This is a genomic window from Ramlibacter sp. 2FC (assembly GCF_005503345.1).
Lineage (GTDB): Bacteria > Pseudomonadota > Gammaproteobacteria > Burkholderiales > Burkholderiaceae_C > SCMQ01.
This window is the reverse complement of record NZ_SCMM01000007.1, coordinates 31,578-46,461: the sequence shown is the minus strand read 5'-3', so window position 1 is coordinate 46,461 and position 14,884 is coordinate 31,578. Positions and strand designations below refer to the sequence as shown.

Here is a 14,884-nt window from a genome sequence, read left to right as displayed (position 1 = left end):
ATGAAAAGCTGGCCGAAGAAGGCTGCCGACGCGATGGGCGGCGGTCTGTTCCTGGCCCTGTTCATCGTGTTCGTGATCCAGATCACGGCACGGTTCGGCTTCGACAAGCCGCTGGCCTGGACCGACGAAGCCGCCGTGGTCCTGTACATCTGGGTCATTCTCTGGGCGGCGGCCTTCGTCGTGCCCGAGCGCGAGCATGTGGTGTTCGACCTGGTCTGGAACAGCGTCAGCCGGCGCACCCGGCGGGCGATGCAGATCGTGGGCAACCTGCTGATCGGCGGCCTGGCGCTCTACGCCATTCCGGCCAGCTGGGACTATGTGCGGTTCATGGCACGCGAAGGCACGCCCGTGCTGGGCCTGCCCTTCATGTGGGTGTTCCTCCCCTTCGTGCTGCTGCTGGTGGCACTGGTCGTCCGCTCCGCCTGGGCCATCTGGAACGCGGTCCGGGGGGTGGGTCTTGAAGCGGAGCTGCGCATATGACATACGGACTCCTGGCTCTTGTTCTGGTTCTCGTGGCCGGCATGCTGCTGCGCATGCCGATCGGCTTTTCGATGCTGGCCTCAGGCATCGCCTACCTGGTGGTCAAGCGCCAGGACATCGGCCTGGTGGTCGAACAGGTGGGCAACGGCTTGTACAACAGCTATGTGCTGCTGGCGGTGCCGCTCTTCGTGTTCGCGGCCAGCATCATGAACGCCGGCACGGTGAGCGAGCGCCTGTTCGACTTCTGCCGCATCCTGGTCGGACGCCTGCGCGGCGGCCTGGCCCAGGTGGACATCCTGGTCAGCGTGGTGTTCTCGGGCATGAGCGGCAGCGCCATCGCCGATGCGGCCGGCCCCGGCCTGGTGACCATCAAGCAGATGCTCAAGAAGCCTGAGTATTCGCGCGGCTTCGCCGGTGCCGTGGTGGTGGCCAGCGCCACGCTAGGCCCCATCATTCCTCCCTCCATCCCGATGGTGATCTACGCCCTGGTGTCGGGCGCTTCGGTCGGCGCCCTGTTCCTGGGCGGCGTGCTGCCGGGCTTTCTGATGGCGCTGCTGATGATGGTCGTGGTGCACTTCATCGCCGTGAAGCGCAATATGCCGCGCGAGGCCAAGGTACCGCGCAGCGAATGGCCCACCATCCTGTTTCGCGGCGCGCTGCCGCTGTCCATACCCATCGTGCTGCTGGGCGGCATCTACTCGGGCGCCTTCACCCCCACGGAAGCCGCCGCGGTGGCCGCCTTTCACGCCCTGGTCCTGGCCGGCGTGATCTACCGCGCCCTGAGCTGGCGCAGCTTCTGGGGCGTGGTGCTGGAGTCGACCCGCAGCAGCGCCGTGATCACCATGATCCTGGCTGGCTCCTTCATGCTCAACTACGCGTTCACCGCGGAAGGCGTGCCGCAGGCCATGGCGCAGTGGGTCGACAGCATGCAGCTGTCGCAAATCGGCTTCCTGCTGCTGGTCAACCTGATGTTCCTGGTGCTGGGCTGCTTCCTCGATGTGTCGGTGCTGCTGCTGGTGTTCGTACCCATGCTGCTGCCCGCTGCCAAGCTGCTGGGCGTGGACCTGGTGCACTTCGGCGTGCTGGTGGTGCTCAACATGATGATCGGCCTGATCCACCCGCCGTTTGGCATGCTGCTGTTCGTGACCAAGGCGCTGACCGGCATCCCGATTGGCGAAATGATGAAGGAAGGCTGGCTGTTCCTGGTCATGCTGCTCATGTTGCTGCTGGCCATGACGGTCTTCCCCGAGATCGTGCTGTGGCTGCCCAAGACCATGGGCTACGGAGCGAAATAGTGGCGCGCGACGAGAAACCCGTGGCGCCCGCCGAGGTGGTCTGCGTCGCCAGCTGGAATGCCGACCTGATTTCGAGGGTCACGCGGCCCGTCGCCCGCGGTGAGACGCTGATGGCGAGCGCCTTCAGCATCAGCCCGGGCGGCAAGGGCAGCAACGCCGCCGTCGCCGCCGCGCGCCAGGGCGCGCGCGTGGCGCTCATTGCGCGCATCGGCGACGACGATTTCGGGCGCATGGGCATGCAGCTCTGGCACGCCGAGGGCATAGACACCACCCATGTCGAACAGGCCGCCGGCGAGCACAGCGGCGTGGCGCAGATCCTGGTTTACGACGATGGCGACAACAGCATCGCCGTGGCGCCCGGCGCCGGCAGCGGACTGGGTGCGCGGCAGGTGCAGGGCGCGCGCGACCAGCTCGCGCGCTGCAAGCTCGTCATGGCCTCGTGCGAGGTGCCTCTGCCCGCCACGCTGGAGGCCTTTCGCATCGCCCGCGAGGCCGGTGCGCGGACCGTACTCAACCCCGCGCCCGCCCGCCCCCTGCCGGACGAACTGCTGGCCCTGGTGGACGTGCTCACGCCCAACGAGACCGAACTGCGGGCGCTGGCCGGCCTGGACGCCGATGTCCCGGTCGCCGACGCCGCCCTTGCCCTGCTGGCGCGCGGCCCGCGCGCCGTGCTGGTGACGCTGGGCGCGGCCGGCTGCCGGCTGTTTGAAGGCGGCCAGCCGCCCCTCGGCCTGGCCGGCCGGACCATGCCCGTGACCGACACCATAGGCGCGGGCGACACCTTCACCGGCGCCCTGGCCGCGGCCCTGGCGCGCGGCGAAGCGCTGCAGACCGCCATGCGCTGGGCCAACGCCGCGGCCGCCCTGTCCGTCACGCGTCGTGGCGCCATAGACGGCATGCCCACGCGGGCCCAGGTGGCCGAGCAGTTGCAGCAGCCCTAGCCGGGCGCGCAGCGCGCGCCGGCCATGCCTGGCGACGGCGCGCGCTATCCCGCCCGCACCGCCTGCGCCAGGCGTTCGGCGCAGGCCTGGGCCTGGGCCGGGTCGCGCGCCTCCACCATCACGCGCAGCAGCGGCTCGGTGCCGCTGGCGCGGATCAGCACGCGCCCGCTCTGGCCCAGTTCGGCCTCGACCGCGCGCTGGGCCTCGGCCAGGCCGGCACTGGCCTTCCAGTCCTGGCCGGGCGCGAGCCGCACGTTGATCAGGGTCTGCGGGAACAGGGTGACGCCGGCCAGCAACTCGGCCAGGGTCTTGCCGCTGCCCACGCAGGCCTGCAGCACCTGCAATGCGCTGATCAGGCCATCGCCCGTGGTGTGCTTGTCCAGCGCCAGCAGGTGGCCCGAGCCCTCGCCGCCGAGCAGCCAATGGTGCTGGTGCAACTCCTCGAGCACGTAGCGGTCGCCGACCCTGGCGCGCACGAACTTCACACCCTTGGCCTTGAGCGCGAGCTCCACGGCCATGTTGGTCATCAGCGTACCCACGGCGCCCGGCACGTCCTCGTCGCGCGCAATGCGGTCGGCGACCATCAGGTACAGCAGCTCGTCGCCGTTGTACAAACGCCCCGTCGCATCGACCAGTTGCAGGCGATCGGCGTCGCCGTCCAGCGCCACGCCGTAGTCGGCCTTGTGCGCCTTGACGGCCTCGACCAGGGCCTGCGGGTGCGTGGCGCCGACCTCGTGGTTGATGTTCAGGCCGTCGGGCGCGCAGCCTATGGCCACGACCTCGGCGCCCAGTTCGTGGAATACCTTGGGCGCGATGTGGTAGGCCGCGCCGTGCGCAGCGTCGACCACGATCTTCAGGCCCCTGAGCGTGAGGTCGTGCGAGAAAGTGCTCTTGCAGAACTCGATGTAGCGGCCGGCCGCGTCGTCCAGGCGCCGCGCCTTGCCCAGGCTGGCCGAGTCGACCCACATGGGCGGCTCCTCCAGCGCGGCCTCCACCGCCTGCTCCCAGGCGTCGGGCAGCTTGGCGCCCTGGGCGCTGAAGAACTTGATGCCGTTGTCGGGGAACGGGTTGTGGCTGGCGCTGATGACCACACCCAGGCTGGCGCGCTGGGCGCGCGTGAGGTAGGCCACGGCGGGCGTGGGCACGGGGCCGAGCAGCACCACGTCCACCCCGGCGGAATTGAAGCCGGACTCTAGCGCGCTCTCCAGCATATAGCCCGAGATGCGCGTGTCCTTGCCGATCAGCACCGTGGGATGCGCCTCGCTGCGCTTGAGCACGCGGCCCACGGCATGCGCCAGGTGCAGCGCGAAGTCGGGCGTGATCGGGGCCTGGCCCACGGTGCCGCGGATGCCGTCGGTGCCGAAGTATTTGCGCGTCATTTTTCTGTTCCCTTGACTGTGAATAGTCCCGTCGATTCTAGGATGCCCCCTGCGGCCGTCCCGGGTGCCCTCAGGCCGCCGCCTGCATGGCCTGCCAGACCTGCAGCGCCTGCACGGTCTCGCGCACATCGTGCACGCGCACGATGGCCGCACCGCGCTCCACGGCCAGCAGGGCCGCGGCCACGCTGGGCACCAGGCGCTCCTGCGGCGGCAGGGGCTGGCCGCCCACGGCGGTCACGGCGCCCAGCGAGGACTTGCGCGACCACCCCAGCAGCAGTGGGTAGCCCAGGGCCAGCAGCTCGGCCTGGCGCGCCAGCAGGCTGAAGTTCTGCGCCACCGTCTTGCCGAAACCGCAGCCCGGATCCAGCGTGATGCGCTCCTTGCGCACCCCCAGCCCCTGCAGCCGTTCGGCCGCCTCGCGCAGGAAGGCGCTCACCTGGGGCAGCACCTCGCCCGCCATGGGACGGGCCTGCATGCTGGCCGGCTCGCCGTGCATGTGCATCAGGCAGACGCCGCAGCGCGGGTGGCGCGCCACCACATTGGCCGCATCGCCCTGGCGCAGCGCCCAGATGTCGTTGACGATGTCGGCGCCCTGGTCCAGCACGGCCTGCATGACCTCGGGCTTGTAGGTGTCGACCGACAGCGGCACGCCCAGGCTGGCCGCCTCGCGCACCAGCGGCACCACGCGGGCCAGTTCCTCGTCCAGCGGCACGGCCGGCGCACCGGGGCGCGTCGATTCGCCGCCGATGTCCAGGATATGGGCGCCCTGCTCGATCAGCCGCTCGCAGTGGCGCAGGGCCTGGGCCGTGGTCGCGTGGCGGCCGCCGTCCGAGAAGGAGTCGGGCGTGACGTTGACGATGCCCATGACCCGGGGCTGGCTCAGGTCGATGTCGAAGCGGCTGGTCTGCCAGATCATGAGGCGGGAATCCGATTGAGCGAAGGAAAGAAAAAACGGGGCCGAAGCCCCGTGCGCTACGCCAGCGGGCCTTCAGGCCACGCCGGTCGCCGGATCGGTCTTGACAGCCGGCGAGCCGCCGGTACCGCCACTGCCCGACGAGGGCGTGCGCGGCGTCCAGTCCTTCGGGGGACGCGGCTCGCGGCCGGCCATGATGTCGTCGAGCTGCTCGCTGTCTATGGTTTCCCACTCCAGCAGGGCCTTGGCCATGGCGTGCATCTTGTCGCTGTTCTGCTCGATCAGGCGGCGCGCCAGGTTGTACTGCTCGTCGATGATGCGGCGCACCTCGGCGTCGACCTTCTGCATGGTCTGCTCGCTCATGTTGGTGGTCTTGGTGACCGAGCGGCCCAGGAACACCTCGCCTTCGTTCTCCGCATAGACCATGGGGCCCAGCGCGTCGGTCATGCCGTAGCGCATGACCATGTCGCGCGCGATCTGCGTGGCGCGCTCGAAGTCGTTGCTGGCGCCGGTGGTCATCTGGTGCATGAACACCTCTTCGGCGATGCGGCCGCCGAACAGCATGCTGATCTGGTTCAGCATGAAGTCCTTGTCGTAGCTGTAGCGGTCCTTCTCGGGCAGGCTCATGGTCACGCCCAGGGCCCGGCCGCGCGGGATGATGGTGACCTTGTGCACCGGGTCGCACTTGGGCAGCAGCTTGCCGATCAGGGCGTGGCCGGACTCGTGGTAGGCCGTGTTGCGACGCTCCTCCTCGGGCATGACCATGCTCTTGCGCTCGGGGCCCATGATGATCTTGTCCTTGGCCTTCTCGAAGTCCTGCATCTCGACCACGCGCGCATTGCGGCGCGCGGCCATCAGTGCGGCCTCGTTGCACAGGTTGGCCAGGTCGGCGCCGCTCATGCCTGGCGTGCCGCGCGCGATCACCTCGGCCTTGACGTCCTGGCCGATCGGGATCTTGCGCATGTGGACGTTGAGGATCTGCTCGCGGCCGCGGATGTCGGGCAGGGTCACGTAGACCTGGCGGTCGAATCGGCCCGGGCGCAGCAGGGCCGCGTCCAGGATGTCGGGCCGGTTGGTCGCGGCGACCACGATCACGCCCAGGTTGGTCTCGAAGCCGTCCATCTCGACCAGCATCTGGTTGAGCGTCTGCTCGCGCTCGTCGTTGCCGCCGCCCAGGCCGGCGCCACGCTGGCGGCCCACGGCGTCGATCTCGTCGATGAAGATGATGCAGGGGGCGTTCTTCTTGGCGTTCTCGAACATGTCGCGCACGCGCGCCGCGCCCACGCCGACGAACATCTCTACGAAGTCCGAGCCCGAGATGCTGAAGAACGGCACCTTGGCCTCGCCGGCGATGCCCTTGGCCAGCAGGGTCTTGCCGGTGCCGGGCGGGCCGACCAGCAGCAGGCCGCGCGGGATGCGGCCGCCGAGCTTCTGGAATTTCTGCGGGTCCTTGAGGAAGTCGACGACCTCCTTGACCTCCTCCTTGGCCTCGTCGCAGCCCGCGACGTCGGCAAAGGTGACCTGGTTGTTGTTCTCGTCGAGCATGCGCGCCTTGCTCTTGCCGAAGCTGAAGGCGCCGCCCTTGCCGCCGCCCTGCATCTGGCGCATGAAGTAGACCCAGACGCCGATCAGCAGCAGCATCGGGCCCCAGCTGACCAGCAGGGTCATGAGCAGCGAGCCCTCCTCGCGCGGCTTGACGTCGAATTTCACGCCGTTGGCGATCAGGTCGCCGACCAGGCCGCGGTCGAGGTAGGTGGCCGTGGTGCGCACGCGCCGGTCATCGGTGGTGGTGGCGACGACCTCGGTCGTGCCCTGGCCCTCGTGGATGGTCGCCGTCCGCACGCGGTTGTTGCGCACTTCCTCCAGGAAATCGGAGTAGGCCATGTAGCCCGCACCCGCGGTGCCACGGGTGTCGAACTGCTTGAACACCGTGAACAGCACCATGGCAATCACCAGCCAGACGGCGATTTTCGAGAACCACTGATTATTCAAGCCAGGCTCCAGTCACAAAAACTTCAGCAATATGCATTAACTGGAGTTCATTTTAGGCGCTTCAAGCCAGCCGGCCATGGATTTTGCCCATAGCGGCCATAGACACAGCAAGGATTTACCGGCGGTTTCAAGCCGGTTTGACCGCGGTCAAGCCGGCGCCCGCTTCAGGCCAATGCCCACCAGGAAGGTCTCCGAGGACTTGTCGCGCGAGGCCTTGGGCTTGATCGGCTTGACCACGCGGAAGGTCTCCTTGAACAGCTTGACCAGCTGGCTGTAGCCGCTGCCATGGAACACCTTGACCACCAGCGCCCCGTCCGGCTTCATGTGGTTCTGGGCGAATTCCACGGCCAGCTCGACCAGGTGGGCGATGCGCGCGGCGTCGGCCGACTCGATGCCCGAGAGGTTGGGCGCCATGTCCGAAACCACGACATCGGCCTGGCGGCCGGCCACCGCCGCCTCGAGGCTGGCCAGCACCTCGGGCTCGCGGAAATCGCCCTGCAGGAAGCTGACGCCCTCGATAGGCTCCATGGGCAGGATGTCCAGGCCGATGATGATGCCGGCCAGCTCGCCCACGGCGGCGCCGGAGGGCGAAAGTCGGCGGCGCAGGTACTGGCTCCAGGCGCCCGGGCTGGAGCCCAGGTCCACCACCAGCTGGCCGGGCTTGATCAGGTGCAGGGCCTCGTCGATTTCCTTGAGCTTGTAGGCCGCGCGGGCCCGGTAGCCCTCCTTCTGGGCGAGCTTGACGTAGGGGTCGTTGACATGGTCGTTGAGCCACGCCTTGTTGACCTTTTTACTCTTCGTTTTGACTTTCATACATGTGGATTGTCCCTCGGCCCGCGGACAGGCCCCGGAGATAATACGGTTATGCCTCAAATTCAACTTACCCCCGCCCAGCGCAAGGTGCACCGCGCCGAAGCCCACCACCTCGACCCGGTGGTCATGATCGGCGGCGACGGACTGACGCCCGCGGTCCTCAAGGAGGCCGACGCGGCCCTGAACGCCCATGGGCTGATCAAGATCCGCGTGCTCGGCGACGACCGCGTGGCGCGCGAAGCCATGTACCAGCAGCTCGCCGACCAGCTCGGCGCCGCCCCCATCCAGCACATCGGCAAGCTGCTGGTGCTGTGGCGTCCCATGCCCGAAAAGGAAAAGGTGATCGACGAGGACCGCAAGCCCGGTCCGCGCGACTTCAAGGTGCTCAAGTACAGCAAGCGCGGCGGCCAGCGGCCCGAGGTTCGCACCCTGCGCGTGCTCGGCAACCAGCGGCTCACGCCGGGCGGCCAGATCAAGCGCGCCAAGCCCAAGCAGAAGTCGGTCAAGAAGCGCAGCCAGGGCTAAAAGCATGAGTGCACCCGGAGAGGCAGCGCAGCGCAACGTCATCTGCATGAAATGGGGCACGAAATACGGCCCCGAGTATGTCAACCGGCTCTACGCCATGGTGCGCCGGCACCTGCGCGGCCCGTTCCGCATGGTCTGCCTGACCGACGACCCCAAGGGCATACGCCCCGAGGTCGATTGCTTTGCCATTCCGCCGCTGGACCTGCCGCCCGGCATCCCCGAGCGCGGCTGGACCAAGCTGGTGTCCTTCGCCGCCGACCTGCACGGCCTCAAGGGCACGGCCCTGTTCCTGGACGTGGACGTGGTCATCGTCGGCAGCCTGGACGCCTTCTTCGAGCAGCCCGGCGAGTTCCTGATCATCCACGACTACAAGCGGCCCTGGCGCGTCACCGGCAACTCCTCGGTCTACCGCTTCGAGCTCGGCGCCCATCCCGACGTGCTCGAGTACTTCCGCAGCCATGTCGAGGAAATCCGCGCCAAGTACCGCAACGAGCAGGCCTATCTGTCCGACTTCCTGCACCGGCAGGGCAAGCTGGCCTACTGGCCGGCCGCCTGGTGCCCCAGCTTCAAGTACCACAGCATTCCGCGCTGGCCCAGCAACTACTGGAAGGCGCCCTACGTGCCGCCGGACGCGCGCATCGTGATCTTCCACGGCGAGTGCAACCCGCCTGACGCCCTGGCCGGCCGGCGCAACCGGCGCTTGCGCTTCATCCAGCCGGCACGCTGGGTGGCCGAACACTGGCGGGAGTGAGCCGCGGCAGGCGGCGCCGGCTCAGGCGGGCGAGCGGCGCGCCAGCCGCCACAGCAGGGCCGTGGCGCACAGCCATTGCAGCAAGTACAGGCCGCTGCCGACGCCATGCCAGAGCCGCAGGTTCTCGCGCGCCACGATACGCGGGGCGACCGAGAACTCCGACAGCAGGGCCAGCAGCAGGCCGCCGGCCACGAGGAACAGCAAGGCGCTGCGCTCGGCCGCCGCCCCGTCATCGCCGCGCAGGGACATGAGCAGCAGCAAGCCGCAGACCAGGGACACCCAGGTCTGGGCGCCGAACAGCCGGGCCGCCATGCCGCCGGCCTGGGCCGGGCTGGGCAGGTGGGCAAACAGCAGCGGCACGACCAGGAATCCTATGGTCGTCAGGCTGCCCCACCAGCAGGCGGCGAACAGGACCGGCAGGCGGTGCATCAGAGGTAAGAGACCGCCACGATCTCGTAGCGCTTGAGGCCACCCGGCGCCTGCACCTCGGCGGTGTCGCCCTCCTCCTTGCCGATCAGCGCGCGTGCGATCGGGCTGCTGATGTTGATCAGGCCCAGCTTGAGGTCGGCCTCGTCCTCGCCCACGATCTGGTAGGTGACGGCGTCGCCGCTGGCCTCTTCCTCGAGCTCGACCGTGGCGCCGAACACCACCTTGCCGCCCGCGTCCACCGAGGACGGGTCGATGATCTGGGCCGCCGAGAGCTTGCCCTCGATCTCCTGGATGCGGCCTTCGATGAAGCCCTGGCGGTCCTTGGCGGCCTCGTACTCGGCGTTCTCGCTCAGGTCGCCCTGGGCGCGCGCCTCGGCAATGGCGTTGATGACCGAGGGGCGGTCCACGGTCTTGAGGCGGTGCAGCTCGTGCTTGAGCTTTTCCGCGCCGCGCTTGGTGATAGGAATGGTGGCCATGTCATGCTCCAAGGTTCTTCGGCCATCGCGTGCCGGGCGATGGCGTCGGGGCCGGCACGGCATTCGGCGCCGGGCCCGGGCAAAAAAGGAAACCGCCGAGCGTTGCCGTCCGGCGGTGTCTGTGTCTCGCCATTATGCCGCGATTGCAGGGGCCGCGCGCGGCCCCGCAAGCGGGATCAGGCGGCCAGCTGGGTGTGCATTTCCTGCACCGAAATCACGTCGAGCAGGTTCATGTGCTTCATGCCCTCGACCGCAGCTTCGGCGCCGGCGATGGTGGTAAAGGTGGTCACGCGGGCCAGCAGCGCCGAAGTGCGGATGGCGCGCGAGTCGGCGATCGCGTTGCGGCGCTCCTCGACCGTGTTGATGACCAGGGCAATCTCGTTGTTCTTGATCATGTCCACGATGTGCGGTCGGCCCTCGGTGACCTTGTTCACCACCTGCACCGGCACGCCGGCCGCGGCGATCGCGGCCGCCGTGCCCTTGGTCGCCACGAGCTCGAAGCCCAGGCCGACGAGCTCGCGGGCCACGGCCACGGCGCGCGCCTTGTCGCCGTTCTTCACAGTGAGGAACACCTTGCCCGAGGTCGGCAGCTTGGTACCGGCGCCCAGCTGGCTCTTGACGAAGGCCTCGCCGAAGGTGCGACCCACGCCCATGACTTCGCCGGTGGACTTCATCTCGGGACCCAGGATGGTGTCCACGCCGGGGAACTTGACGAAGGGGAACACGGCTTCCTTGACGCTGAAGTACGGCGGCGTCACCTCGCGCGTGATGCCCTGCGCGGCCAGCGACTGGCCGGCCATGCAGCGCGCCGCCACCTTGGCCAGCGGGATGCCGGTGGCCTTGGAGACGAAGGGCACGGTGCGCGAGGCGCGCGGGTTCACCTCCAGCACGTAGATCACGTCCTGGCCGTCGATGTTCTGGATCGCGAACTGCACGTTCATCAGGCCGACCACGTTCAGCGACGCCGCCATGGCCGCCGTCTGGCGCTTGATCTCGGCCACGGTTTCGGCGCTCAGGCTGTAGGGCGGCAGCGAGCAGGCCGAGTCGCCGCTGTGCACGCCGGCCTGCTCGATGTGCTCCATCACGCCGCCGATGAAGGTCTTGCCTTCCGGGTCGCGCAGGCAGTCGACGTCGCACTCGATGGCGTCGTTGAGGAAGCGGTCCAGCAGCACCGGCGAGTCGTTGCTGACCTTCACGGCCTCGCGCATGTAGCGCTCGAGGTCGCGCTGCTCGTGCACGATTTCCATGGCGCGGCCGCCCAGCACGTAGCTGGGGCGCACCACCAGCGGGTAGCCCAGGGCGGCGGCCTTCTCCAGCGCCTCGGCCTCGGTGCGCGCCGTGGCGTTGGGCGGCTGGCGCAGGCCCAGCTCGTGCAACAGCTTCTGGAAGCGCTCGCGGTCCTCGGCCGCATCGATCATGTCGGGGCTGGTGCCTATGATGGGCACGCCCTCGGCCTCCAGGCCCAGGGCCAGCTTGAGCGGCGTCTGGCCGCCGTACTGCACGATCACGCCGGCCGGCTTTTCCTTGTCGACGATCTCGAGCACGTCCTCCAGCGTCAGCGGCTCGAAGTACAGGCGGTCCGAGGTGTCGTAGTCGGTCGACACGGTCTCGGGGTTGCAGTTGACCATGATGGTCTCGTAGCCGTCCTCGCGCATGGCGAGTGCCGCGTGCACGCAGCAGTAGTCGAACTCGATGCCCTGGCCGATGCGGTTGGGACCGCCGCCGAGCACCATGATCTTCTTGTTGCTGGTCGGCTCGGCCTCGCACTCGTCCTCGTAGGTCGAGTACATGTAGGCGGTGTTGGTCGCAAACTCGGCGGCGCAGGTGTCCACGCGCTTGTAGACCGGCCGCACGTTCAGCGCGCGGCGCGCCTCGCGCACCGCCTTGTCGCTGGTCTTGAGCAGCTTGGCCAGGCGGCGGTCGGAGAAGCCCTTTTGCTTGAGCGTGCGCAGGGTCACGGCGTCGAGCGCGGCCAGCGCGCCCTCGCCCCCATTCGGCGCTTTTTCGGCGGCCAGCTGGTCGAGCTCGAGCTCGATCTTCACGATCTCCTCGATCTGCACCAAGAACCACTTGTCGATCTTGGTGAGGTCGTGCACCTCGTCCAGCGTCATCCCCATGGCGAAGGCGTCGCCCACGTACCAGATGCGCTCGGGGCCAGGCTCGCCGAGCTCCTTCTCGATCACCTCGCGGTCCTGGGTCTTCTCGTTCATGCCGTCGACACCGACCTCCAGGCCGCGCAGCGCCTTCTGGAACGACTCCTGGAAGGTGCGGCCCATGGCCATGACCTCGCCGACCGACTTCATCTGCGTGGTCAGGCGGCTGTCGGCAGCCGGGAACTTCTCGAACGCGAAGCGCGGGATCTTGGTCACCACATAGTCGATGCTGGGCTCGAAGCTCGCGGGCGTGGCGCCGCCCGTGATCTCGTTGCGCAGCTCGTCCAGCGTGTAGCCCACGGCCAGCTTGGCCGCCACCTTGGCGATCGGGAAGCCCGTGGCCTTGGAGGCCAGCGCCGAGGAACGCGACACGCGCGGGTTCATCTCGATCACGATCATGCGGCCGTCCTTCGGGTTGACCGAGAACTGCACGTTGGAGCCGCCGGTGTCGACACCGATCTCGCGCAGCACGGCCAGGCTGGCGTTGCGCATGATCTGGTATTCCTTGTCGGTCAGCGTCTGGGCCGGTGCCACGGTGATCGAATCGCCGGTGTGCACGCCCATGGGATCGAGGTTCTCGATCGAGCAGATGATGATGCAGTTGTCCTTCTTGTCACGCACCACCTCCATCTCGTACTCTTTCCAGCCCACCAGCGATTCCTCGATCAGCAGCTCGCTGGTCGGCGAGGCTTCCAGGCCGCGCTTGCAGATGGTCTCGAACTCTTCGGGGTTGTAGGCGATGCCGCCGCCGGTGCCGCCCAGCGTGAAGCTGGGGCGGATCACGGTGGGGAAGCCCACGCTCTTCTGCACGGCCCAGGCCTCCTCCATGCTGTGGGCAATGCCGGAGCGCGCCGAGCCCAGGCCGATGCGGGTCATGGCGTCCTTGAACTTGAGGCGGTCCTCGGCCTTGTCGATGGCCTCGGGCGTGGCGCCGATCAGCTCGACCTTGTGCTTGTGCAGCACGCCATGGCGCCACAGGTCCAGCGCGCAGTTCAGCGCGGTCTGGCCGCCCATGGTCGGCAGGATGGCGTCCGGGCGCTCCTTGGCGATGATCTTCTCGACCGTCTGCCAGGTGATGGGCTCGATGTAGGTGACGTCGGCGGTGGCCGGGTCGGTCATGATCGTCGCGGGGTTGCTGTTGATCAGGATGACCTTGTAGCCCTCCTCGCGCAGCGCCTTGCAGGCCTGCACGCCGGAGTAGTCGAATTCGCAGGCCTGGCCGATGATGATCGGGCCGGCGCCGATGATGAGGATGCTCTTGATGTCTGTACGCTTAGGCATTTTCGCTCTCGCAGGACCGCTCCAAGGGAGCGAAGGCCCCCTCGGGGGGCAGTGAAACGGCGAAGCCGTGAACGTGGGGGCTCATCGACCTTTCTCCATCAAGGCGATGAAGCGGTCGAAAAGGTAGGCGATGTCGTGCGGCCCGGGCGAGGCCTCGGGGTGGCCCTGGAAGCTGAAGGCCGGCTTGTCGGTGCGGGCCAAGCCCTGCAGCGTGCCGTCGAACAGGCTCACGTGGGTGGCGCGCATGTTGGCCGGCAGGTTCTTCTCGTCCACGGCGAAGCCGTGGTTCTGGCTGGTGATGCTGACGCGGCCACTGTCAAGGTCCTTGACCGGGTGGTTGGCGCCGTGATGGCCGAACTTCATCTTGAAGGTCCTGGCGCCGCTGGCCAGGGCCAGGATCTGGTGGCCCAGGCAGATGCCGAAGGTGGGGATGCCGGTCTCGACCAGCTCGCGCACGGTGGCGATCGCGTAGTCGCAGGGCTCGGGGTCGCCGGGGCCGTTGGACAGGAAGATGCCGTCGGGCTTGAGCGAGAGCGCGTGAGCTGCCGGTGCCTGGGCCGGCAGCACCGTGACCTTGCAGCCGCGCTCGGCCAGCATGCGCAGGATGTTCTTCTTGACGCCGAAGTCGTAGGCCACGACGTGGAACCTGGGAGCGGTCTGCATGCCGTAGCCCGGCTTGCCGTCCTTGTTCGCGAGTTGCCACTCGGTCTGGGTCCATTCGTAGGGCCGGACCGTGGTCACGACCTTAGCCAGGTCCAGGCCGGTCATGCTGGGCGCGCCGCGTGCCGCCGCGATCGCCTTGTCAATGGCGGCCTGGGTCACGGACTCGCCGGCCGCCAGGCCGACGATGGCGCCGTTCTGGGCGCCCTGGCTGCGCAGCAGGCGGGTGAGCTTGCGCGTGTCGATGTTGGCGATCGCGACGGTGTTCTCTCGCACCAGGTAGTCCGACAGCGGCTGGGAAGCGCGGAAGTTGCTGGCCAGACGCGGCAGGTCCTTGATGATCAGGCCGGCGGCGTGGACCTTGTCGGCCTCGATGTCCTCGGGGTTGACGCCGTAGTTGCCGATGTGCGGATACGTGAGCGTCACGATCTGCTGGCAGTAGCTGGGGTCGGTGAGGATTTCCTGGTAGCCGGTGATGGCGGTGTTGAACACCACTTCGCCGACGGTGGTGCCGGCGGCACCGATGGAATTGCCAATAAAGACCGTGCCGTCTGCGAGCGCCAGGATGGCGGGCGGGAAGGTTCCCTGTAGTGACAAAAGCACTGGGTTCTCCGGATGGTTGCGGGTACGCCCAAACGCGCTCGAGAAGAAACTCCTGAAAGAGACTCCTGCTGGCTGCTTCTGTGGGGATAGGCTCGGGATGGCGCTTGGGACGTAGGTGTTGCGGGAAAGCCGCTCATTATAGCCCGGGCCGGGCTGTCACACCGCCGCCAGACTGGCGAAAACCCCGCGATTT

The 14,884-nt window shown here is 68.0% G+C and carries 13 protein-coding genes; 5 read left to right on the top strand and 8 right to left on the bottom strand.

The annotated features are described in order from the left end of the window. Genes FFS10_RS04965 through FFS10_RS04955 form a run of 3 tightly spaced genes read left to right on the top strand, consistent with a single transcriptional unit; the run spans position 1 to position 2,716 of the window. Positions 1-480, top strand: coding sequence for a TRAP transporter small permease (locus FFS10_RS04965; RefSeq protein ID WP_137892147.1), 480 nt, complete (start codon positions 1-3; stop codon positions 478-480). Then, positions 477-1,775 carry a TRAP transporter large permease gene (locus FFS10_RS04960; protein WP_137892145.1) on the top strand — a complete coding sequence of 433 codons (1,299 nt, stop codon included), beginning with the start codon at positions 477-479 and terminating at the stop codon, positions 1,773-1,775. The genes FFS10_RS04965 and FFS10_RS04960 overlap by 4 nt, the downstream gene beginning before the upstream one ends. A 20-nt stretch (positions 1,776-1,795) precedes the next feature. Next, on the top strand, positions 1,796-2,716 hold the full coding sequence (locus tag FFS10_RS04955; RefSeq protein ID WP_137892300.1) for a ribokinase: 921 nt from the start codon (positions 1,796-1,798) through the stop codon (positions 2,714-2,716). Positions 2,717-2,760: 44 nt separating this feature from the next. Here FFS10_RS04955 and glmM read toward each other — a convergent pair whose 3' ends face one another. The 4 genes from glmM to FFS10_RS04935 all read right to left on the bottom strand — a co-directional run bounded on the left by glmM (position 2,761) and on the right by FFS10_RS04935 (position 7,813). Beyond that, positions 2,761-4,095 carry a phosphoglucosamine mutase gene (gene glmM, locus FFS10_RS04950; RefSeq protein ID WP_137892143.1) on the bottom strand — a complete coding sequence of 445 codons (1,335 nt, stop codon included), beginning with the start codon at positions 4,093-4,095 and terminating at the stop codon, positions 2,761-2,763. A 70-nt stretch (positions 4,096-4,165) separates the two neighbouring features. Further along, positions 4,166-5,011, bottom strand: coding sequence for a dihydropteroate synthase (gene folP, locus FFS10_RS04945; protein ID WP_137892141.1), 846 nt, complete (start codon positions 5,009-5,011; stop codon positions 4,166-4,168). 72 nt (positions 5,012-5,083) lie between these two features. Beyond that, the gene (ftsH, locus tag FFS10_RS04940) at positions 5,084-7,000 is read right to left on the bottom strand and encodes an ATP-dependent zinc metalloprotease FtsH (RefSeq protein WP_137892138.1); all 1,917 of its coding nucleotides are present in this window, start codon (positions 6,998-7,000) and stop codon (positions 5,084-5,086) included. Between the two features lie 147 nt (positions 7,001-7,147). Next, positions 7,148-7,813, bottom strand: a complete 666-nt coding sequence (locus tag FFS10_RS04935) for an RlmE family RNA methyltransferase (RefSeq protein ID WP_137892136.1) — start codon at positions 7,811-7,813, stop codon at positions 7,148-7,150. A gap of 51 nt (positions 7,814-7,864) precedes the next feature. On the opposite strand from FFS10_RS04935, the gene FFS10_RS04930 reads away from it, so the two are divergent. Both FFS10_RS04930 and FFS10_RS04925 read left to right on the top strand, forming a co-directional pair. Then, on the top strand, positions 7,865-8,338 hold the full coding sequence (locus tag FFS10_RS04930; protein ID WP_137892134.1) for a YhbY family RNA-binding protein: 474 nt from the start codon (positions 7,865-7,867) through the stop codon (positions 8,336-8,338). A gap of 4 nt (positions 8,339-8,342) precedes the next feature. Continuing rightward, positions 8,343-9,089, top strand: coding sequence for a glycosyltransferase (locus FFS10_RS04925; protein WP_137892132.1), 747 nt, complete (start codon positions 8,343-8,345; stop codon positions 9,087-9,089). A 21-nt stretch (positions 9,090-9,110) separates the two neighbouring features. On the opposite strand, the gene FFS10_RS04920 is transcribed toward FFS10_RS04925, so the two are convergent. The 4 genes from FFS10_RS04920 to carA all read right to left on the bottom strand — a co-directional run bounded on the left by FFS10_RS04920 (position 9,111) and on the right by carA (position 14,691). Continuing rightward, positions 9,111-9,521, bottom strand: coding sequence for a DUF4149 domain-containing protein (locus tag FFS10_RS04920; protein ID WP_137892130.1), 411 nt, complete (start codon positions 9,519-9,521; stop codon positions 9,111-9,113). Then, the gene (gene greA, locus FFS10_RS04915; RefSeq protein WP_137892127.1) at positions 9,518-9,994 is read right to left on the bottom strand and encodes a transcription elongation factor GreA; all 477 of its coding nucleotides are present in this window, start codon (positions 9,992-9,994) and stop codon (positions 9,518-9,520) included. The genes FFS10_RS04920 and greA overlap by 4 nt, the downstream gene beginning before the upstream one ends. A 176-nt stretch (positions 9,995-10,170) precedes the next feature. Further along, positions 10,171-13,428 (bottom strand): carbamoyl-phosphate synthase large subunit, encoded by a 3,258-nt coding sequence (carB, locus tag FFS10_RS04910; RefSeq protein ID WP_137892125.1) that lies wholly within the window; start codon positions 13,426-13,428, stop codon positions 10,171-10,173. Between the two features lie 81 nt (positions 13,429-13,509). Beyond that, positions 13,510-14,691 (bottom strand): glutamine-hydrolyzing carbamoyl-phosphate synthase small subunit, encoded by a 1,182-nt coding sequence (carA, locus tag FFS10_RS04905; RefSeq protein ID WP_171016061.1) that lies wholly within the window; start codon positions 14,689-14,691, stop codon positions 13,510-13,512. Between the last annotated feature and the right edge of the window lie 193 nt (positions 14,692-14,884).